Origin of the sequence: Flavobacterium cellulosilyticum (assembly GCF_004349355.1) — a bacterium.
Lineage (GTDB): Bacteria > Bacteroidota > Bacteroidia > Flavobacteriales > Flavobacteriaceae > Flavobacterium > Flavobacterium cellulosilyticum.
On sequence record NZ_SMFK01000004.1, the window covers coordinates 86,007 to 105,364 of the forward strand.

Consider the following 19,358-nt stretch of genomic DNA (forward strand, 5'->3'; position numbering starts at 1 on the left):
TACAATGAAATTCAGTAAATTAGTTTTAGTCGCTTTTGTAAGTTCGGTGTTTTTATTCTCTTGTAGTGATAATAATGACAATAACGATATGCCTTTAGGTAGTTATGACAATGGAACTTTGATTTTGAACCAAGGAGGTTTTTTGAAAGGAAACGCTTCGGTTTCATATTTGTCGGAAGATGTTTTAACACAACAAAACAATATTTTTTCGCTCGTAAATCCAACAATTACACTTGGAGACACAGGTCAAGACGTAGGTTTGTATCAAAATTTTGCATTCATAGTATTAAATGGGTCTAATAAAATAGAAGTAGTTAATCGCTATACTATGGAGCATGTTGCTACTGTTTCTACAGGATTGAAAAATCCAAGATATATTGCTTTTTCTAATGGAAAAGGCTTTGTGACCAACTGGGGCGACGGAGGAAGTGCAACGGATGATTATGTTGCCGTTTTAAATCTTTCTACCTACGCTGTTTCAAGTACTATTCCTGTTGCCGAAGGACCAGAAAAAATAGTTGAAACTAATAATAAATTATATGTTGCGCATCAAGGTGGATATGGTTACGGAAAAACAATTTCTGTAATAAACGCTATAACAAATACGTTGTCTACTACTATAAATGTTGGAGATGTTCCTAATTCTTTAACAATTAATAGTGGTTCATTGTATGTTATTTGTGGAGGAAAACCAAGTTATGCTCCTGTTCAAACAGCAGGAAGTCTTGTGAAAATAAATGTAGCTGATAATGTTGTTTCTAATACTATTAATTTTGCAACAGCGACACACCCATCTAATTTGGTAATTAATGATGATGCTGTTTTTTATACAGTAGGTTCTTCTATTTTTAAATCCAGTTTATCAGCAACGGTATTGCCTACAACTCCATTGTTTACAACTACTGCACAAGGAGTTTATGGTGTGTATAGTTTTGCAGTGAATAATAATAAATTTTATGTTGGTGACGCAGGGGATTATAATTCTAATGGAAAAATATATGTTTATTCATCATCTGGACAATTAGAGCATGATTACACTGTAGGAGTGATTCCAGCTGGATTTTATTTTAACTAGATTACATTGATTAATTTATTTAAGCACACATTTTTTAAATCAAAGCTAGGAAAATACAAGTAGAATTTAAGATAAAAAAGCGAGGCTTTCATCATTTGAAAACCTCGCTTTTTTGTGTTAAACCTATTTGATTGCTATTCTAAAGATTTCAATAATCCTTCAGGAGCATTTTCAAGATACATTTGGTTTTGGATGCCATTTATTGATTTTGAATCATTCCAATAGTCGAATTCAATTCCTGGAATAGGTTTAGCTAATTTTCCCGTTCCTGTAATTTTGGCAATGGCCAAACTTAACAATGGTTCGTCTGAATTTCCAAGAACGCCTAAAGAGTTTATAAATTCGGTTTGTAAATAAGTTGGTTCTAAGCCACTTTGATAATCTCCAAAGCCAACTGAATTGACAATTTTCAGAACAATTGGTTGCATGGCATAACGATGATTGGGGTTTCGGTTGTCTTTTCCAAAAGTAGGAGAGTCATATATAGTAACCGAACCTACATTTTTCCCAACAGTTTTGCCTCCTATTTGAACAACACTTATGTAAGGTTTTAATCCGTTTATCACTAATTCACTTGCCGATGCTGTATTTTTTGAAGTTAGAATGTAAATTTTATTCATTCCAACACTATTTATTGTATTTGTTCCCATTTTATCAGTAAAGTAATTATTTAATGACTCGGGATTGTTAGTTTCGAAATAGGATTGTATTTTGTCATTCCATTTTTCTTTTGCAAAAATTTGCCCTGTAAAAGAACCTGTAATCATACTGGCCAATCGAGTTGCAGTTTGTACTGAACCACCACCGTTATATCTTAAATCTAAAACTAAATCCGTTATTACTTGTGTTTTTAATGCACCAAAAGCATCGTTTAATTGGGTATCATAATCGGAATAAAAACCGTTATACATCAAATACCCAATTTTATGAGATCCAGAAACAATAACTTTGTTTATTAATATTGGATTTTCAGATAAAACCCTTTTTGTTAATGCAACTGATTTTCCATTTGGGGTAAAAGCTCCTCCGTTAATATCCGCTAGACTTAATGTGTAATTGTCATTAGAGCCAAATAACAATTCTTTGTAATTGCTTTTGGTGAGTTGGATTCCATTTACACCATAAAAAACATCGCCGCGATGAATGTCTTTAGTTGATGCATCAGAGTTTGGAACTACATAACGTACCCAACCAATTACTTCTTCAGAACCAGAGGATTTAAGATTTAATTCAAACTCTACTCCATTATTATTGGTGTTTCCTTGAAGTTGTCCTTCTAAAGTTAAATAATCACTTACAATCCAACTAAATCTGTCTATAGTACTATTCACTCTAAGGGCGTTGAATAAATTTTCTGGGACAGGATAACCTGATAGAAAAGTATTTAAAGCTGCTTGGTTTGCAAATCTAGTATCCGATAAATTAGGGACATCTGCCTGCCACAGATAATATAGATTTAGTCCTTTCCAAATAAAATTTTGAACTTCTAGGTTAGTTGGAGCTGCTACATCGTCATTGTCTTGGCAACTTTGAAAACTTAATGCAGCTATAAAAAAAATAATAATGTATTTTATTTTTGGGAACATCTTTATGGTTTTAAAAATATAAACGTAAAAATAGCCACTTTAGTTTTATTTTATATACTTTGTAACAAAAATAAATGAGATTCGTCTTTATAATGTAACCTTTTTACAAAAAACGTATATGGGTCAAAATGAGTTTGTGAAATTAATCACGCCTTTTAAAGACAAAGTATTTAGATTGGCAAGAAGATTGCTCTTAAGTACTGATGAAGCTGAAGATGCCACTCAAGAAGTTATTGTGAAATTGTGGAACAATAAAAATGTTTTGGATGATTATAGAAATTTAGAAGCTTTTGCCATGACAATAACAAAAAATTATTGCTTGGATCAATTGAAATCAAAAAGAGCGGGAAATCTTAAAATTACACATACGAATTATGAGGATAGCAATGCAAGTTTGGATAAGAAAATGGAAAATTTTGACAGTTTAAAATGGGTCGAAAAAATAATAAATAAATTGCCAGAACAACAAAGGATAATTATCCAGTTGCGAGATGTAGAACAATACGAATTTGAAGAAATAGCAAAAGTTTTGAATATGAATGAAACCGCTATTCGAGTAGCGCTTTCCAGAGCAAGAAAAACAGTTAGGGAGTTTATGATAAAGACAAACAATTATGGAATTAAATAAAATAAAACTACTATTAGATAAATACTTTCTGGGCGATACCAGTATTGCAGAAGAAATAGAATTGAAGGATTATTTTTCATCATCGGAGATTTCGCCAGAGCTAGAACAGTATCAATCGCTATTTGTTTATTTCTCGAATGAAGAAACGAAAATATTTAAACCAGAAATTCAAATTCAATCCAATAGCCGAAACTTGAAATGGCAGTCTATTGCAGCTTCGATTCTCATTTTGTTAGGGATAGGAACTTACGGATATTTTAATTTTGACACTAAAAACCAAAATCAAGATTTAGGAACTTTCGATAAGCCTGAAGTGGCTTTCAAAGCTACGCAAAAAGCATTATTAATGTTGTCAACCCAAATAAATACAGGTTATGAAAGCATGCTATTTATAAACGAATACGAGTATTCAAAAAACTTAATTTTTAAACAAGACTAATCACTAAGAACATGAAATCAACGATGTACAATACTAAAATTAAGAATCAGATACGAGTGAGTGAAAAAATGATATTGACAATAATTTTGGCTTTAGTTTCAAATGTATTTTTTGCCCAGTCTGCTTTTGATAAATTTGATGGCCAAGACGGAGTTACGTCTATAATTGTCAACAAGAAAATGTTTCAAATGATGGGAAGCGTAAAAGTAGATGCTAATGATAAAGAAACGCAACAATATTTAAATTTGATACGAAAACTCGATAATCTAAAGGTTTTTACAACTTCAAGTGACAAGTTTTCTGCAGATATGAAGCTGTCTGCAGAAAAATACATAAAAAGTGCCGGTTTAGAAGAATTGATGCGAGTTAATGATAATGGGAAATATGTAAGGATAATGGTGAAATCGGGAACAAATAATAGTCAGGTAAAAGAACTTTTGATGTTCATTGAAGATGGAACGAAACAAAATGAAACGGTATTAATGTCGCTTACGGGTGATTTTGATTTAAATGAAATTTCAATTCTAACTGACAAAATGAAAATCCCTGGTGCAGCTGATCTAAAGAAGGCAACAAAAGGAAGAAAGTAAATAGTTTCTTTTTGTAGCTATTCTAATTTCACAAAACTTCAATCCATATTTATTTAAACTTTTCATCAGGGTTTTTGCTGGTATTGAAAATGGCAGTACTAATGATGTATTTCTCGTCAACACTATTTAAAATAACAAATGGAAATTTTTTAACTACTGCTTGTCTGTATATTTTATGAACAACTTTATAGGTTGTGTAATTCAAAACGATTGACTTGTAGTAATTTTTTAATTCGTCTAGAAATCGTTCTCCAAGATTTTTGCGCCTAGATTCATAAAATTCGTAGGCAACAATTGCATCAACATTAGCTCGAAAAGTAAATTTAAGATTTCTTTTCATTATGGCTTTTTCTAGCATTGATTTTTACTTGTTCCCAAGTGAATGAAGGCTCTTCTCCTGAATAGTATTTTTCTGTGGCTTTTTCTAAAATCGTTTTCTGTTCGTCACTTAATTGAAACTCTTGATTTTCATCAATTAAGATGCTTTTCAAAAAATCCAAAGTGCTTTGATCTTCGGTGTGGAGGATTTTGTCAATTAAGTCTAGTTTATCTTTTTGTAAATTAGTGGATTGCATCTTTTTTAATTTTAAAAGCTATTTACAAATATAATGCTATTCCAATTTTAAATCTTGTAAAATATATGTAAATTTGCACACTCAATTTTTTGACAACGATTTCATTAATTGAGCTATTTTTATGGAAAACAGAAAAAAAGTAGCGTTCTACACGCTAGGCTGCAAATTGAATTTTTCGGAAACTTCTACCATTGCCCGAAATTTTGAAGACGAAGGTTTTGACCGCGTCGATTTTGAAGAAGTGGCCGATATGTATGTTATCAACACTTGTTCGGTAACTGAAAATGCCGACAAACAATTCAAGCAAGTTGTAAAAAAAGCAATGAAACTCAATAACAAAGCTTTTGTTGCTGCCATTGGTTGTTATGCCCAATTAAAACCCGAAGAATTAGCCAATGTTGATGGAGTTGATTTAGTTCTTGGTGCCACTGAAAAGTTTAAAATCACCGATTATATTAATGATTTGTCCAAAAATGATTTTGGCGAAGTGCATTCTTGCGAAATTGCAGAAGCCGATTTTTATGTAGGCAGTTATTCTATTGGCGACAGAACTCGTGCTTTCTTGAAAGTACAAGACGGTTGCGATTATAAATGTACCTATTGTACGATTCCTTTGGCAAGAGGAATTTCGAGAAGTGATGAGCTCGAAAATGTCTTGAAAAATGCCAAAGATATCTCTGCCCAAAACATCAAGGAAATTGTCTTGACAGGTGTGAACATTGGGGATTATGGAAAAGGGGAATTTGGAAACAAAAAACACGAACACACTTTTTTGGAATTGGTTCAAGCTTTAGATACGGTGGAAGGCATCGAAAGATTGCGAATTTCCTCTATTGAACCCAATTTATTGAAAAATGAAACCATAGAATTTGTGTCGAAAAGTCGCACTTTTGTACCTCATTTTCATATTCCTTTGCAATCCGGAAGCAATGAAATTCTGAAGTTGATGAAACGCCGTTACCAACGTGAAATATATACCGAAAGAGTGAATAAAATTCGAGAAGTAATGCCTGATGCTTGCATTGGTGTAGATGTAATTGTTGGTTTTCCTGGTGAAACCGACGAACATTTCTTGGAAACCTATCATTTCTTGAATGATATGAATATTTCTTATTTGCACGTTTTCACGTATTCCGAGCGTGATAATACCGAAGCTGCTGGAATGGAAGGTGTAGTTCCGGCTAATGTTCGCGCCAAAAGAAGTAAAATGTTGCGCAGTTTGTCTGTAAAAAAACGCCGAGCTTTTTATGAAAGCCAGATTGGAACGAACAGAACGGTTCTTTTTGAAGGTGAAAATAAAGAAGGTTATATTCATGGATTTACCGAAAATTATGTTCGTGTAAAAACGCCTTGGAACCCAGAATTAGTGAACAGTTTGCACGATATTAATTTGACTAAAATTGATGAAGATGGAAGTGTTCGAATGGCTTTTTTGAAGGTGGAAGTTTAAAATAATTACAAAATATACTCATGGAAGGCTTTCAAATTATTGCTATTTGAAAGCCTTTTTTTTGCAGAAGTAGTAAGTTCCTGTTTTAGGAAATTCTTTTTAGATTTAATTTCATAAATTAGCAGATAGCCCTGATAGTAGCGGCATCTTTTATGTTCTTTCTTTAAGAACATAAAAATACAGCGGATAGCAGGAGATTGCTCCTAGAAAATAATATATAAATTAATACCAACCCAGTATGAAGTCTATAAATCCAGATAATTTTAGAGTTACAGGCAAAATTGAATTGTCGAAAATTTCAACCAATTTGTTTAATGAGGCGAGTGATGACGATAAGGAGAAGAAGCTAGGCAAGGTGCAAGTGAAGTTGAGCAAATTGCAAGATGTGATGTATGCGCACAACCGCTACGGGGTTTTGATTTGTTTGCAAGGCATGGATACCTCGGGGAAAGACAGTTTGATTCGGGAAGTTTTTAAGGAATTTAATTCTCGTGGGGTGGTGGTACATAGTTTTAAAACGCCCAATTCGAATGAACTAGAACACGATTATTTGTGGCGGCATTATTTGGCTTTGCCAGAAAAAGGGAAATTTGCTGTTTTTAATAGAACACATTACGAAAATGTTTTGGTTACCCGAGTCCATCCCGAATATATCCTAAATGAAAATTTGCCTGGGATTGAAAAAGTGGCAGATATTACTCCTGAATTTTGGCAAAATAGGATGGAACAGATTAATAATTTTGAACGTCACATTTCGCAAAACGGAACGATTGTGATGAAATTTTACTTTCATTTGAGTAAAGAGGAACAACGCAAACGATTATTAAGACGATTGAAAGAGGAAGATCACAACTGGAAATTTTCGCCTGGTGACCTGAAAGAACGGGCGTATTGGGATGAATATATGAAATACTATGAGGAAGCAATCAATAATACCTCGACAGAAATTGCGCCTTGGTATATTATTCCTTCTGACGATAAAGAGATGGCGCGTTATATTGTAGCGAAAATTATATGGGAAGAAATGCAAAAACACGACGATATTAAAGAACCTGAATTAGACGATAAAGTGAAAGCTAATATTGAGGATTATAAAAAACAATTGGAAAAGGAGTGAGGATGCGGAAAACTCAATGGCAATGGCAATGTCAATGGCAATATCAATGTCAATGGGAATAACAATATCAATGGAAAGATTCAATAGCAATTGCAATGACAAAAAAATGCTAAAAAAAATGCGCTGAAGTTCAGCGCATTTTAAATATATTTTTAATTTTTACAAATCGAATCCGTAGGCTAGACGAACTCCTAATTGGCCAACACCTTTACCTTGAGAACCGTCATTATTTACACGTGCAAAGTCATTATAATGTTCATATCGCAAGGAGATATCGACGTATTTTGTAGCATAGCCAATACTTGGTGCTAAGATTAAAGAAGTGCCATGGTAACCGTTCGTTACTGCAAATGCTGCACCCGCTTCACCCATTAGGTAAAATTGATCATTCCAAACAAACGCTTTGAATCCTGCTTTTGCCGGAATAAATCCCAAATCAGATCCATCAGCTTTACTTACAAATAGATTAGTGAATCCAGTTGTCAAGGTAAGAGAGTATCTTTTTGAAAGGTCATACTGTAATCTCGCATCAGCACCTAGAGCTAATTTGTAGGGATCGTCAAATGCGTATCCAGCATTGAGGCCAAATCCCATTTTGAATCCTTGATCGTAGTTTTTGGCGTTTTGAACTTCTTGAGCATTTGAATTATTTGCAAATAATAGTGCAATTGCAAATAGAAAGACCATTTTAATTTTTCCTGTAGTTCTCATAATCGTTTAAATTTGGTTATTTGATTTTTTTATGATGTGTAATTACTATCATAACATCCTGGACAAATGTATCGCCGAGCCTTTGCTGATTTGTTATAGAATTATTTGAGATTGTTATATAATTAAAGGCAATGGCAAAATTCAATATCAATTTCAATGGCAATTTCAATGGCAATAACAATGAAAATGGCATATTTTAATGTAAATATCAAATTTAAATTTTTGGTTTTACAAGTATTTGTGTAGAAGAGCTAAAACAATTTAGTATAAAAAAAATTAAACCATTAAGTTAGTTGAGAAAAATAAGTTTTGATTTTTCTTAATTCCTCTTAAATAACGTAATGTTTTAAAAAAAATATGTTCACAACTTATCCGTCCGAACCAAATTTTAAATCCATCTTGAATCCTAAATCGGTATTGTAGTGCTTTTTCTTTCTTTTCTTTCATTTTCTTTGCCATTGAAATTGCTATTTTTTTTTCATTGCCATTGCCATTGCCATTGCATACCTTTGCCCACTCAAAAAAAATAAATTGAAATTAGCTGCTTACACAAAAGAGTTCTCCTATAATCTGCGATTGGCTTATCCCGTAATGTTAGGCATGCTGGGACATACTTTAATAGGCATTGTAGACAATTTTATGGTTGGGAATTTGGGTTCTACAGAACTAGCTGCGGTTTCATTAGGTAATAGTTTTATATTCATAGGATTGTCTTTAGGAATTGGTTTTTCGACTGCGATTACCCCTTTAATTGCTGAAGCAGATGCTGAAAAAGACGATGCAACTATTCGAACTACTTTTCATCACGGCTTGTTGTTGTGTGTTATTTTAGGAATAGCGGTTTTCTTTTCGATTGTTTTGGCAAAGCCTTTAATGAATTTAATGGACCAACCAGAAGCGGTTGTTGCAATGGCAACACCATATATTGATTGGGTTGCCTTTTCCTTGATTCCGGTAATAATTTTTCAAGGCTATAAACAATTTGCTGATGGATTATCGCAAACTAAACCTTCGATGTATGCGATTTATTTGGCCAATGTGGTACATGTATTTTTTAATTATGTATTGATTTATGGAGTTTGGGGTTTCCCTAAATTAGGAATTCTAGGAGCGGCATTAGGAACCGTAATTTCCAGAATAATGATGCTGGTTTTTCTGCACTTTATTTTAAAAATGGACCCAAAAATCAATAAATATTTTCAAGATTTTAGTTTTCAAGAAATTCGAAAATCAATATTAAAAAAAATAGTAAGTCTTGGATTTCCCTCAGCCATGCAAATGTTGTTTGAGGTAACTTTGTTTACAGCGGCCATTTGGTTGTCAGGATCACTGGGAAAAAACAGTCAGGCGGCAAATCAAATAGCTTTGACAATGGCTTCTACCACTTTTATGTTTGCTATGGGATTGAGTGTGACATCGATGATACGGGTGAGTAATCAGAAAGGCTTACGAGATTATAAAAAACTAATTCTTGTGGCCCGATCGATATTTTTATTAGCCATTATACTCGAAGCGTTTTTTGGGTTGTTCTTTGTGATTTTTCATAATTACTTACCTCATTTATTTTTGAATATGACAGATGCTTCACAAGCAGTGGACAATCAGGAAATCATTAGGATTACGGCACAATTGCTTTTAGTAGCAGCGGTTTTCCAAATTTCAGATGGAATTCAAGTAGTCGTTTTAGGCGCTTTGCGAGGCTTACAGGATGTGAAAATTCCAATGTATATTACTTTTGTGGCGTATTGGCTTATTGGTTTTCCAGTATCTTTTTATTTAGGTCGTCAAACAGAACTAGGTGCAGTAGGAATTTGGATAGGACTTTTGGCGGGACTTACTGCTTCCGCTTTATTTTTGTACCTTCGCTTCACGAGATTAACAAAAAAATTGATATTAGAAAACGTCCAAAAATAGTGTGTGACCTGTTTAATTGTAAACTTCCAATACAATCAAACGTTTAATCTGTAAATAAATTAAATTATAAAAAATGATATTATTAATTATTATTGGGGTTATTTTACTGATTGTGAGTTTTACATTAAAAAGTGATGTTAGAAATCCGCTTGCTAAATTTTCGAATATTTTTAAAATAGTTGGAATTTTAATCATTGCATTAGGTATTTTTTCTTCGATGTTCAAGCAAATAGATGCTGGGAAAGTTGGAGTTAAAGCTTTATATGGAAGTGTGCAGTCTGATGTTTTAGAAAGCGGTTTGCATATTATAAATCCACTTTTGGAAGTAACTGATTTTGATATTCAAACGCAAAACTACACTATGTCTGCTGATAAAAGTGAAGGTGCACAACAAGGAGATGATGCTATTCGAGTTTTGTCTAATGACGGATTGGAAGTAGTTATAGATTTGACTGTTTTGTATAAAATTTCCCCTATGGATGCACCTACAATTTTCAAACAAATTGGTTTAAATTATACTGATAAAATTGTTCGACCTGTAACAAGAACCCGTATTCGTGACAACGCTGTTTATTATGATGCCGTGGCTTTGTATTCAACCAAAAGAAATGAATTTCAAGATCGAATTTTTAAAAATATTGAAGCAGATTTCAAATCAAGAGGGTTGATTTTAGAGCAATTATTGATTAGAAATATTAATCTGCCTACGTCAGTAAAAGCATCTATCGAAAGTAAAATTAATGCCGAACAGGATGCCCAAAAAATGACTTTCGTACTTCAAAAAGAAAAACAAGAAGCAGAACGAAAAAGAGTGGAAGCCCAAGGTATCGCGGATTATCAAAAAATTATTTCAACTGGTTTAACAGATAAACAATTGCAATACGAACAAATTAAAGCTCAAAAGGAAATCGCTACTTCTGCCAATGCTAAAGTTATCTTTATGGGAAAAGGGAGTGCGCCAGTGATTCTTTCCGATAAATAGTTTTTTTTCTGTTAATCGGTTAAGGAAAGGTTAATAAAAGTTTAATCTAAAAGATGATACTAACTCAGTTAACCAAATAACCAGTTAACCAATTAAACAAATAATCAATTAAACAAACAAAAATGGAATTACCAAAATTTTTACTAGGTGACAACACGGATTTTCCGGAAGATATTTTCATCATTCATCTTGATTATCCACGGTTTATTATCAATCTTAAAGATGATGAGGTGGAGTTTATGGAAGAAGCCGAAGATCTTGATGAAGGCGAATTGAATGTAGAAATGGAAGGTTTGATAGAACAAGCAAATGCCTTTTACGATAGAGAAATGGAACGTTATGAGAAAGAGTAAGTTTCTCTTTTATTACTTTTCTAATAAATTGTAAGCGGCTGCAAAAGGTGAAATTTCTACCTTTTGCAGCCGCTTTTTTTATGCGTATTGTTTTTTTATTTTTTTTCAAAATAACTATACTTTCAAATGATTTATAGTGTAATTTTAATATGGTGAAAAGTAACTTTTATTCAATAAAAAAGAATGAAGGGTAACAAAAAACATCATAACTTTATATAGTACCATAAACCAATAATTTTATCAAAATGAAAAATATGAAAAAATCAATAGGGATTGTAATTCTAACTAGCTGTAGTTTTACATTAGTACAAGCACAAGCGCTTACAGCAGAAAGAAAAGGCTGGGATGGAACCGTAAAAGGAGGGAGTAAAACGGAAACAGAATCCTCTCATAAAAGCATCAATAACATCAATAGTACTATGCCAAATAGAATTTCGATGAATGTTACTGTAGCTAAACAGACTCAAGGCGCAACTTTTGGCGAAAAAGTAAGTGCTGGTAAAATAAATGTTACACTTATAAATGGTGGTTGTGTGGTTTTATTTCCTTCTAATGAAGGGTATGACGTTAATACATCTCGGTTAAGCATCAAAACACTGTCTCCAAGTGAGAGTCATGCTTTTGGAGAGAAAGTAAATCATGGCTTACACGCTGCTGGTGGTGCATTGGCATCAGGTGCATCATTATTAGGGGGAGCTTTACCGGGAGGAGCTGTTATTTCGGCGGCAGTTTCTAGCGTTGGCAGCTTAGCTGGTGCTGGAGGTGGAGCGGCTGCAGCCTCGTATGCAAGGACAGAAAAACAGGTTTTTAAGATACAGGATGATGAAAATGATGCTAAATTAGAATTGCAAGATGGCGAATATGAATTAGCTTTTGTAATTGTAGAAAATTCTACCTCTGGATTAAAAGACACCTTAAAAACTCAAGTTCGTATTGGCTTTTCTGTCGAAAATGGTGTTTTGAAAACGAAACACGATACAGCCAAAAATTCAGTAGGAAACATTCGTTAACTTCATTTGTAAGTAGAAATTAATCTTTAAAATACTTTTTCAATAATTTTTGAGCGGCTGCAAAAGGGGATATTTCATTTTTTTGCACCGCTTTCTGAGTTGATGCCAAAAGATTTTCGATTTCAGGATGATTATAAAAATGGCTTCTCAGTTGGTCATTGATGGTTTCTAATAACCAATAGTTGTTTTGTTCAGCCCGTTTTTCAACAAAAGAATTATTTTCATTGGTGAGTTCCAGAAACTTTTCGATTGTTTGCCAAACTTCTGGAATTCCTTCGCCTGTTATCGAACTACAAGTTGCTGTTGTTGGTGTCCAATCTGATTTTTTTGCAGGAAATAAATGCAAGGCTCGGTTGAATGCTACTTTGGCCAAATTTGCTTTTTTGATATTATCACCATCGGCTTTATTAATAACAATAGCATCGGCCATTTCCATGATGCCCCGTTTGATGCCTTGGAGTTCATCTCCGGCTCCCGCAATTTTTAACAAAAGAAAGAAATCGACCATACTATGAACAGCAGTTTCACTTTGGCCTACACCAACTGTTTCTATAATAATGGTGTCGAATCCAGCAGCTTCACAAAGGATAATGGTTTCTCTAGTTTTTCGGGCAACCCCGCCTAAAGTCTCCCCAGAAGCTGAAGGACGAATGTACGCATTTGCATCTTTTACTAATTCCTCCATTCTAGTTTTGTCACCCAGAATACTTCCATGCGAAATAGTACTACTTGGATCAACAGCAAGTACCGCCACTTTTTTCCCGCAAGCGGTTAGGTGTTTTCCAAAAGCTTCAATAAAAGTGCTTTTCCCAACTCCAGGAACACCTGTAACTCCAATTCGAACTGATTTATTAGCGTGCAGCAAGCAAGCCGTAATTACTTCATTGGCTTGCGCCAAATGGCTCACATTGGTGCTTTCAATTAAAGTAATGGCCCGACTCAAAACTGCGATGTCACCAGTCAAAATCCCGTCAATCAATTCTTTTGAAGAAGTTTGTTTTTTTCGCCACTTTTGGACTTGGTTCGCACTTTTGGAATTGATAATTTCTGGTAGAGAAATTCCAGCTATTTCATGTAGGCTTTTTGTATGTTGCTTCTTTGGGTTCAAAATGTTTTATTTGAATAGTAAAAGTAGTGAAAACAAAAACAGTTTCAAAAAGCAACGGCTTGATGAAACTGTTTTTCAAATAATTTAATTGTTTTTTAATAAGCCACCGTAAAACGAACTTGATGGTGTTTGGGTGTTTCTATATCATCAGCGATGACAACGGTCAAATCTTCTACAGATAAAATGCTTCTTTGATTTTCCTCAAAAACAGGGTTTTCTAATCCAAGACGGTATTTTCCAGTTCTCCCAGTTGTAATCCCTTGATGCATTTCGAAAGCAGGACTAAAGAAAGCCCAATCCAATGCTTTTTCTTCATTGATGAAGTTCAAGTAATCTCGTGCTGCAGATGCAACGGAATGGTATTCTTTTGGAAAATCAGGAGTGTCCGCCGCTTGTACATTGGGGGCGACAAACAAACTTCCTGCTCCGCCAATAAAATAAATCGTTTTACCCCGGATTGCTTCGCTGCTTCTTGAATGGTTTTGGAACCCTTGATAGAATCTTCGTAAAGGTTTGGATTCGTCCATCCAGCGTTGTACGCACTTATCACGGCATCATTTCCAGAAATGATTTTTGCCAGTGCTTCGATATTGCTAACATCTGCTTTTTGCCATTTAATATTGGATGTTTCCTTCGTTTTCGGATTTCTGGCCATGGCAGTTATTTCGTGATTGCATCCTGCTAATTAGTTCAGAATGGTTGAACCTATAAATCCTGTGGCTCCAATAATTGCGATTTTCAGAATAGTATGTATTTAAGAGTACTAAAAAATGTTACAGTTTAATATAAAAAAATAGATTTAAAATTGGTTCGAAAAATCTTCGAGTGAAATGTTGTTCAATTGCACACTAATTTTTTCGTTGATGTCATGGTATAAATTTGCTAGATTTTCATTTATTTTTTTTCCTACAGGGCAATTGGGGTTCGGCGTGTTTTTTGAAAAACCCAATGTTATCGTTTCAAAAGTCATTTTGTATATGCCGTCTAAAGTGATATTTGATGATGGGATCATTAATTTAGTCCCGCCATTTTTGCCTTCTTGGCTTTCTACAATATTGTTTTTCTTCAGGTTGGCTATCTCTTTTCTTACAAAAGCAAGGTGCAAGTTCAAGCTTCCTGCAATAAATTCCGAAGATAATTAGTCATCTGCAAATTTAGAGAGTAAAGTGAGGATATGAATCGTAATTGCAAATTTACCTGAAACCATACTGTAATAAAATATGTTACAAATGTGTAACTAAAATGTACATGCAAATGTTTTTTACTTATTTATTGGAGATAAATATGGGGTTTACTATTTTCAACATCAATTTAAATGGTATTTTTGCACTCAATTCGGCACTATGTACAACCTTATTCTCATTTTTGTTTTCTTGCTACTTGGAATTGTATTGCAAAAGGTCAAACGATTTCCGTCGGACATTTATAAAGTAATAAACAATATTGTAATTTATTTTTGTCTTCCCGCATTAGCACTCTATTACATTCCAAAAATCAAACTAGATACTCATTTATTGTATCCAATAGGGGTAACATGGATAAGTTTTACCACTGCGATTTTGTTTTTTAGTTTTTTGAGAGCGCGATTCAAATGGTCCAAAAAACTTACGGGATGTTTGATTTTAACTGCTGGTTTTGGAAACACATCGTTTCTAGGTTTTCCAATCATTCAAGCCTTATATGGAGAAGAAGGATTGAAAATGGCCATTCTTGTGGATCAACCGGGCACCTTTGTCGTACTTTCTACTTTAGGAGTTATAGTGGCGACCCTGTATTCGACCGGAAACCCAAACGGATTTTATATTGCTAAAAAAATCATTCTTTTCCCTCCGTTTATTGCATTTTTATTGGCGTGTTTTATGAATGTTTTCCATTTCGATTTCCATCACTACATTCAGTTTGGTTTGCTAAAAGTAGGCAGTCTAATGACCCCTTTGGCCATGCTTTCTGTAGGTTTGCAATTGCATTTTGACAAAAAGAGCCAACATTGGAAATTCTTGCGTTTGGGACTGGCCTATAAACTACTGTTCACACCGGCTTTAATCTATCTTTTGTATGTGGTCATTCTGGACCAACACTCCAAAATGATTCAAGTATCCGTAATGGAAGCCGCGATGGCACCCATGATTTCCGCCAGTATCATTGCGTCTTCCTATGGTTTGAAACCAAAATTATGCAGTATGATGATTGGTTTCGGAATCCCCATTTCCTTTGTTACATTGATTTTTTGGTATTTTGTAATGCAATAGATTTTTAGTTTTTTTAGGAGCAGAATAATTGGTTTTCATAATAACTTCTCGTCCTGCTGTTTATTACAATCTCCCGCATCATTGCTTCGTCCCTCGTAGCGACAGCGGGAGGATTTCCATTTCCATCAGGGCTATTTTAGAGCTTTTTTGTTTTCAAAATGACGATGTCTGAATACTTTATATTAAGAAATTGATGTCTTACTATTTCAATCTGCTATTTAATTTTTGTAAATAATTATCTATATATTTGTGATGCACGATTAAAAATTGGACGCAGGAATGCAATCATACACTTGCGTATAACAGGCCATTTCAAAACTAAAGTGGTTGAGATTATTCGAATATTAATAAGTTAGTGGTAACTGTAAAACGACACACACCAAAAAATGACAATATCGACTGAAAATTTAGAATTACTTTTTGAAAAATTCACAAAATTTGTTTCAACAAAGGACAAAAAGACATTTACAGAATTTAACGGTTCTAAATATATTGACACAGCCGAAAATTACAAATATTCTTTTTATGACGAAGCAAGAGAAAACCTTGGACAAAAATGGTGGAAACCTGAAAATATTGGAAGTGGTAAAATTCAAAACGCTGTAAGTTCTGCAATCAAAACAAGAGTTATCCACGAGTTTCAAACTATTGACAATAACCTTGTAGATTGGAGAAAAAAAGACGCATTTGCAAAAACTAAAAAAAATAAAAATCTTGATACAACACTTCAGCTAAATAAAAAAATGCCTCGTAAAAGAATTTCGGGGCATTTAATTTGAATTAAATAATTTGTGGATAATATAGTTAGTGAATTGATTTTGTAATTTGGCAACACTACAAAGTGCTGTACAATTCTTTGCTTCTTGATGAAATTTGTGATGTTTTATATTTTTTGAATAATAAGTCGAAATATTGTTTGGATTTTTTAAAATCACTATTGGCATAATAGTAGTTTCCAAGGTATTCAAACATTTCTACTGAATCATATCCTTTTGCAATAACTCTTTCATAAGTCTTGTGAATTTCTACAAGTGCATATTTTTGTTTATTAATCGAATCGTAATATACCGTTTGTGATTTTGCAGTGAACATACTCAATAATGAAAAATTCAAGATAATTAATCTTGAAGCTTTCATATGTAATATGTCATGTTTGTTTTTCACATTATAGGTATTTAATATTTGGGGGGTGCTAATGTATCATTTAGAAATTAAAAATCAAATTTTTTTTACAGATATTAATTGTTTTTACTATAATTTAAATGATATTAAGAAAAAAACAGAAGAAATAATTTTAATTATTTAAAATTGTAAGATCTAAAAAGGGGAATTTAGTTCTTTTCTCAATTATCATTTAATTTGCTGAAATGAAATAAAGTCAATTATAGTTGAATTCAGTCAACGGTTTGGAATTAAGATAGTTTTTTAGAGAACTGAATAGTTAGAATAAAGAAATAATACAGATTTAAAACTAAAAAATCCTAATTACTTATAAATTAAGTAGTTATGATTTTATTTTTGTTCTAAAAGTGACCACGGCGGGATTTGAACCCGCACGCCCTTGCGAGCACCAGCCCCTCAAGCTGGCAAGTCTACCGTTTCTCCACGTGGCCTAAAATTAAAAAAGTCAAGCGTTAAGCTCGACTTTTTAGTGACCCGACTGGGGCTCGAACCCAGGACCCCATCATTAAAAGTGATGTGCTCTACCAACTGAGCTATCGAGTCAATGCTTCAAGAAACGTATGTGTTGATCACAAATTTGTGACCCGACTGGGGCTCGAACCCAGGACCCCATCATTAAAAGTGATGTGCTCTACCAACTGAGCTATCGAGTCATTTCGTTCCTTGAATGCGGGTGCAAATATAAGATGTTATTTTTGATTTTTCAAAGGTATTTTATTATAAATTTGTCTTTTTTTAACAAAACCACTTAATGCCTTAATATATAGGGTTTTATTTTTATGAGAAAAATTATTTTATTAGGTTATATGGGTTGTGGCAAGTCTACTATCGCCAAAACATTATCAAATACGACCAAAATTCCATTTGTAGATTTAGATAAAAGTATCGAAGAAAGAGCTAATTTGACTGTAAATGAAATTTTTGAGCAAGATGGAGAGATCTATTTTAGAAAACTAGAGCATGATATTTTTATTGAATTATTGAACTCTCCTGAGGATTTAATTATCGGTTTGGGCGGAGGTACTCCATGTTATGCCAATAATCATGAATTACTAAATGGTGATGCTGTTTTGTCTATTTATTTAAAGGCATCGGTAGCGACCTTGTTTGATAGGCTTGTGGCTAATAAAAGTAAGCGTCCGCTAATAGCAGATAAAAGCGAGGAAGAAATGAAAGAATTTATAGCTAAACATCTTTTTGACAGAAGTTATTACTACAATCAAGCACAACATAAAGTTAATGTTGATGGTAGATCAATTGAACAAACCGTAAATGAGATACTAAATTTATTAGCTTAAACAAGCATAATCGTTACCGTTGTCATCAAAAACTACTTTTACGTGTTCTAAGGATGAGGTGGACAGAGATATTCCTTTAAAGTCTGCTTTTACAGGATATTTTTTATGATTTCTGTTTACTAAAACAGCGGTTTTAAATTTTTTGAGAGGAACATCAAGAAAATGTCTTACTGCATAGATTAATGTGGTGCCAGAATTTAAAACATCGTCAACAAGCACTAATCCTTTGTTGCTGTACTCATCCTTTGTTAAAGAAGTTCGTATAGCTGATTCTGGATTTTGTTTATTGACATGAACTTCGCATAATGAAACTTTTAAAGTGGATATACTTTTTAATGCTTCTGCAATTTTTTTAGCAAAAACATATCCATTGGATGCAATTCCGGCGATTACAATTTCTTCTTCTTCTACAAAAGTCTCATAGATTTGGTAAGCGATTCTTTTTATAGTGTGCTCAATTTCTTGACTCGTTAGGATACTGTTTTTGTCCATTGGGATTTTTTTTTTCAAAGTTAAAAAGAGTTCTTTCTATTTTATGTTTTTTATCAATTAAAAGTAGCATGTTTTTTTATACGGAGATGTTATTTTTAACTTTCTGTATCTTGCCATAAAAAAAAGAATACTAAGTTATTCAGTTTCTTCAGTGTCAGTTTTAATTTCATTGCCAAATTCGTCAATATCGCGTCGGTCTTTTTTGGTTGGTCTACCGGTTCCGTTTTTACGATAATGCTCTTTAGATAATTTTAGTAATTCTAAATGAGCATAAACTTCGGCTGGAGTTTCGTTTTTACGATAAATATCAACCAATTTGGCTCCTACACGATTGTCTGGAATGTCTAAAACGGTTATTATTTGAGTAATTTGATCTTTTCTAAACGTTATTTTGTCTGTAGGAAAAACTTCCTTTGATGGCTTAGCAACTAGGCCGTTTACGGTAATGTGATTCTTTTTACAAGCCTCTGTTACCATGTTGCGAGTTTTGTAATATCGAACACACCATAAATATTTATCTATTCTCATAATTTTTCCAAAATCGAAGTTAAATAGTTTACAAAAATAAATCAAAATTGTATCTTGCGCACCTAAAAATC

The 19,358-nt window shown here is 33.4% G+C and carries 22 protein-coding genes, 3 tRNA genes and 1 pseudogene; 13 read left to right on the forward strand and 13 right to left on the reverse strand.

Annotation, left to right across the window (positions count from 1 at the left end):
* Positions 1 to 4: 4 nt before the first annotated feature.
* Positions 5 to 1,075, forward strand: coding sequence for a YncE family protein (locus tag E0F76_RS08535; RefSeq protein ID WP_132004256.1), 1,071 nt, complete (start codon positions 5 to 7; stop codon positions 1,073 to 1,075).
* Between the two features lie 134 nt (positions 1,076 to 1,209).
* On the opposite strand, the gene E0F76_RS08540 is transcribed toward E0F76_RS08535, so the two are convergent.
* On the reverse strand, positions 1,210 to 2,661 hold the full coding sequence (locus E0F76_RS08540) for a S41 family peptidase (RefSeq protein ID WP_132004259.1): 1,452 nt from the start codon (positions 2,659 to 2,661) through the stop codon (positions 1,210 to 1,212).
* Positions 2,662 to 2,779: 118 nt separating this feature from the next.
* Between E0F76_RS08540 and E0F76_RS08545 the strand changes: the two genes are divergently transcribed.
* The 3 genes from E0F76_RS08545 to E0F76_RS08555 all read left to right on the forward strand — a co-directional run bounded on the left by E0F76_RS08545 (position 2,780) and on the right by E0F76_RS08555 (position 4,318).
* Positions 2,780 to 3,289 carry an RNA polymerase sigma factor gene (locus E0F76_RS08545; protein WP_132004262.1) on the forward strand — a complete coding sequence of 170 codons (510 nt, stop codon included), beginning with the start codon at positions 2,780 to 2,782 and terminating at the stop codon, positions 3,287 to 3,289.
* Positions 3,276 to 3,728, forward strand: a complete 453-nt coding sequence (locus E0F76_RS08550) for a hypothetical protein (RefSeq protein WP_132004265.1) — start codon at positions 3,276 to 3,278, stop codon at positions 3,726 to 3,728. Before E0F76_RS08545 ends, E0F76_RS08550 begins: the two co-directional genes overlap by 14 nt.
* Positions 3,729 to 3,796: 68 nt before the next feature.
* A complete protein-coding gene (locus E0F76_RS08555; RefSeq protein WP_132004755.1) occupies positions 3,797 to 4,318 on the forward strand; it encodes a DUF4252 domain-containing protein in 522 nt (173 codons plus the stop codon).
* A 49-nt stretch (positions 4,319 to 4,367) separates the two neighbouring features.
* Here the strand turns inward: E0F76_RS08555 and E0F76_RS08560 are convergent, their stop codons facing one another.
* Both E0F76_RS08560 and E0F76_RS08565 read right to left on the reverse strand, forming a co-directional pair.
* Complete coding sequence (locus E0F76_RS08560) at positions 4,368 to 4,658, reverse strand: type II toxin-antitoxin system RelE/ParE family toxin (protein ID WP_132004268.1); 291 nt, start codon at positions 4,656 to 4,658, stop codon at positions 4,368 to 4,370.
* Positions 4,642 to 4,893 carry an addiction module protein gene (locus E0F76_RS08565; RefSeq protein WP_132004271.1) on the reverse strand — a complete coding sequence of 84 codons (252 nt, stop codon included), beginning with the start codon at positions 4,891 to 4,893 and terminating at the stop codon, positions 4,642 to 4,644. Before E0F76_RS08565 ends, E0F76_RS08560 begins: the two co-directional genes overlap by 17 nt.
* 121 nt (positions 4,894 to 5,014) lie before the next feature.
* Here E0F76_RS08565 and mtaB point away from each other — a divergent pair, with 121 nt between their 5' ends.
* Positions 5,015 to 6,343, forward strand: a complete 1,329-nt coding sequence (gene mtaB, locus E0F76_RS08570) for a tRNA (N(6)-L-threonylcarbamoyladenosine(37)-C(2))-methylthiotransferase MtaB (RefSeq protein ID WP_132004274.1) — start codon at positions 5,015 to 5,017, stop codon at positions 6,341 to 6,343.
* A gap of 238 nt (positions 6,344 to 6,581) precedes the next feature.
* The gene (locus tag E0F76_RS08575) at positions 6,582 to 7,460 is read left to right on the forward strand and encodes a PPK2 family polyphosphate kinase (protein WP_132004277.1); all 879 of its coding nucleotides are present in this window, start codon (positions 6,582 to 6,584) and stop codon (positions 7,458 to 7,460) included.
* Between the two features lie 159 nt (positions 7,461 to 7,619).
* On the opposite strand, the gene E0F76_RS08585 is transcribed toward E0F76_RS08575, so the two are convergent.
* On the reverse strand, positions 7,620 to 8,171 hold the full coding sequence (locus E0F76_RS08585; protein WP_132004280.1) for a hypothetical protein: 552 nt from the start codon (positions 8,169 to 8,171) through the stop codon (positions 7,620 to 7,622).
* A 531-nt stretch (positions 8,172 to 8,702) separates the two neighbouring features.
* Here E0F76_RS08585 and E0F76_RS08590 point away from each other — a divergent pair.
* From E0F76_RS08590 to E0F76_RS08605, 4 genes are all read left to right on the forward strand, one after another.
* On the forward strand, positions 8,703 to 10,085 hold the full coding sequence (locus tag E0F76_RS08590; protein ID WP_132004284.1) for an MATE family efflux transporter: 1,383 nt from the start codon (positions 8,703 to 8,705) through the stop codon (positions 10,083 to 10,085).
* A 73-nt stretch (positions 10,086 to 10,158) separates the two neighbouring features.
* A complete protein-coding gene (locus E0F76_RS08595) occupies positions 10,159 to 11,067 on the forward strand; it encodes a prohibitin family protein (RefSeq protein WP_132004287.1) in 909 nt (302 codons plus the stop codon).
* A 122-nt stretch (positions 11,068 to 11,189) separates the two neighbouring features.
* The gene (locus E0F76_RS08600) at positions 11,190 to 11,420 is read left to right on the forward strand and encodes a hypothetical protein (protein WP_132004290.1); all 231 of its coding nucleotides are present in this window, start codon (positions 11,190 to 11,192) and stop codon (positions 11,418 to 11,420) included.
* A gap of 254 nt (positions 11,421 to 11,674) precedes the next feature.
* Positions 11,675 to 12,430 carry a hypothetical protein gene (locus tag E0F76_RS08605; RefSeq protein ID WP_132004293.1) on the forward strand — a complete coding sequence of 252 codons (756 nt, stop codon included), beginning with the start codon at positions 11,675 to 11,677 and terminating at the stop codon, positions 12,428 to 12,430.
* Positions 12,431 to 12,449: 19 nt separating this feature from the next.
* Here the strand turns inward: E0F76_RS08605 and meaB are convergent, their stop codons facing one another.
* From meaB to E0F76_RS08620, 3 genes and pseudogenes are all read right to left on the reverse strand, one after another.
* Positions 12,450 to 13,538 (reverse strand): methylmalonyl Co-A mutase-associated GTPase MeaB, encoded by a 1,089-nt coding sequence (meaB, locus tag E0F76_RS08610; protein ID WP_132004296.1) that lies wholly within the window; start codon positions 13,536 to 13,538, stop codon positions 12,450 to 12,452.
* 95 nt (positions 13,539 to 13,633) lie between these two features.
* A pseudogene (locus E0F76_RS08615) lies at positions 13,634 to 14,280 on the reverse strand (NAD(P)-dependent oxidoreductase).
* Positions 14,281 to 14,337: 57 nt separating this feature from the next.
* Entirely contained in the window at positions 14,338 to 14,661 is a 324-nt protein-coding gene (locus E0F76_RS08620; RefSeq protein WP_281275276.1) for an RrF2 family transcriptional regulator, read from the reverse strand.
* 220 nt (positions 14,662 to 14,881) lie between these two features.
* Here E0F76_RS08620 and E0F76_RS08625 point away from each other — a divergent pair, with 220 nt between their 5' ends.
* Both E0F76_RS08625 and E0F76_RS08630 read left to right on the forward strand, forming a co-directional pair.
* The gene (locus E0F76_RS08625; protein WP_132004299.1) at positions 14,882 to 15,787 is read left to right on the forward strand and encodes an AEC family transporter; all 906 of its coding nucleotides are present in this window, start codon (positions 14,882 to 14,884) and stop codon (positions 15,785 to 15,787) included.
* A 386-nt stretch (positions 15,788 to 16,173) separates the two neighbouring features.
* Complete coding sequence (locus tag E0F76_RS08630) at positions 16,174 to 16,566, forward strand: hypothetical protein (RefSeq protein WP_132004302.1); 393 nt, start codon at positions 16,174 to 16,176, stop codon at positions 16,564 to 16,566.
* Positions 16,567 to 16,621: 55 nt separating this feature from the next.
* On the opposite strand, the gene E0F76_RS08635 is transcribed toward E0F76_RS08630, so the two are convergent.
* The 4 genes from E0F76_RS08635 to E0F76_RS08650 form a co-directional block, all read right to left on the reverse strand.
* Positions 16,622 to 16,951: a hypothetical protein gene (locus E0F76_RS08635; protein WP_132004305.1), complete on the reverse strand. Its 330-nt coding sequence runs from the start codon at positions 16,949 to 16,951 to the stop codon at positions 16,622 to 16,624.
* 366 nt (positions 16,952 to 17,317) lie between these two features.
* A tRNA-Leu gene (locus E0F76_RS08640) sits at positions 17,318 to 17,400 on the reverse strand.
* Positions 17,401 to 17,439: 39 nt separating this feature from the next.
* Positions 17,440 to 17,512 (reverse strand) — tRNA-Lys (locus E0F76_RS08645).
* A 37-nt stretch (positions 17,513 to 17,549) separates the two neighbouring features.
* A tRNA-Lys gene (locus tag E0F76_RS08650) sits at positions 17,550 to 17,622 on the reverse strand.
* Positions 17,623 to 17,748: 126 nt separating this feature from the next.
* On the opposite strand from E0F76_RS08650, the gene E0F76_RS08655 reads away from it, so the two are divergent.
* A complete protein-coding gene (locus tag E0F76_RS08655; RefSeq protein ID WP_132004308.1) occupies positions 17,749 to 18,267 on the forward strand; it encodes a shikimate kinase in 519 nt (172 codons plus the stop codon).
* Here E0F76_RS08655 and E0F76_RS08660 read toward each other — a convergent pair.
* Together E0F76_RS08660 and E0F76_RS08665 are read right to left on the reverse strand one after the other, a co-directional pair.
* A complete protein-coding gene (locus E0F76_RS08660) occupies positions 18,259 to 18,759 on the reverse strand; it encodes a phosphoribosyltransferase family protein (protein ID WP_132004311.1) in 501 nt (166 codons plus the stop codon). The genes E0F76_RS08655 and E0F76_RS08660 overlap by 9 nt on opposite strands.
* 135 nt (positions 18,760 to 18,894) lie before the next feature.
* The gene (locus tag E0F76_RS08665) at positions 18,895 to 19,287 is read right to left on the reverse strand and encodes an RNA-binding S4 domain-containing protein (protein WP_132004314.1); all 393 of its coding nucleotides are present in this window, start codon (positions 19,285 to 19,287) and stop codon (positions 18,895 to 18,897) included.
* Between the last annotated feature and the right edge of the window lie 71 nt (positions 19,288 to 19,358).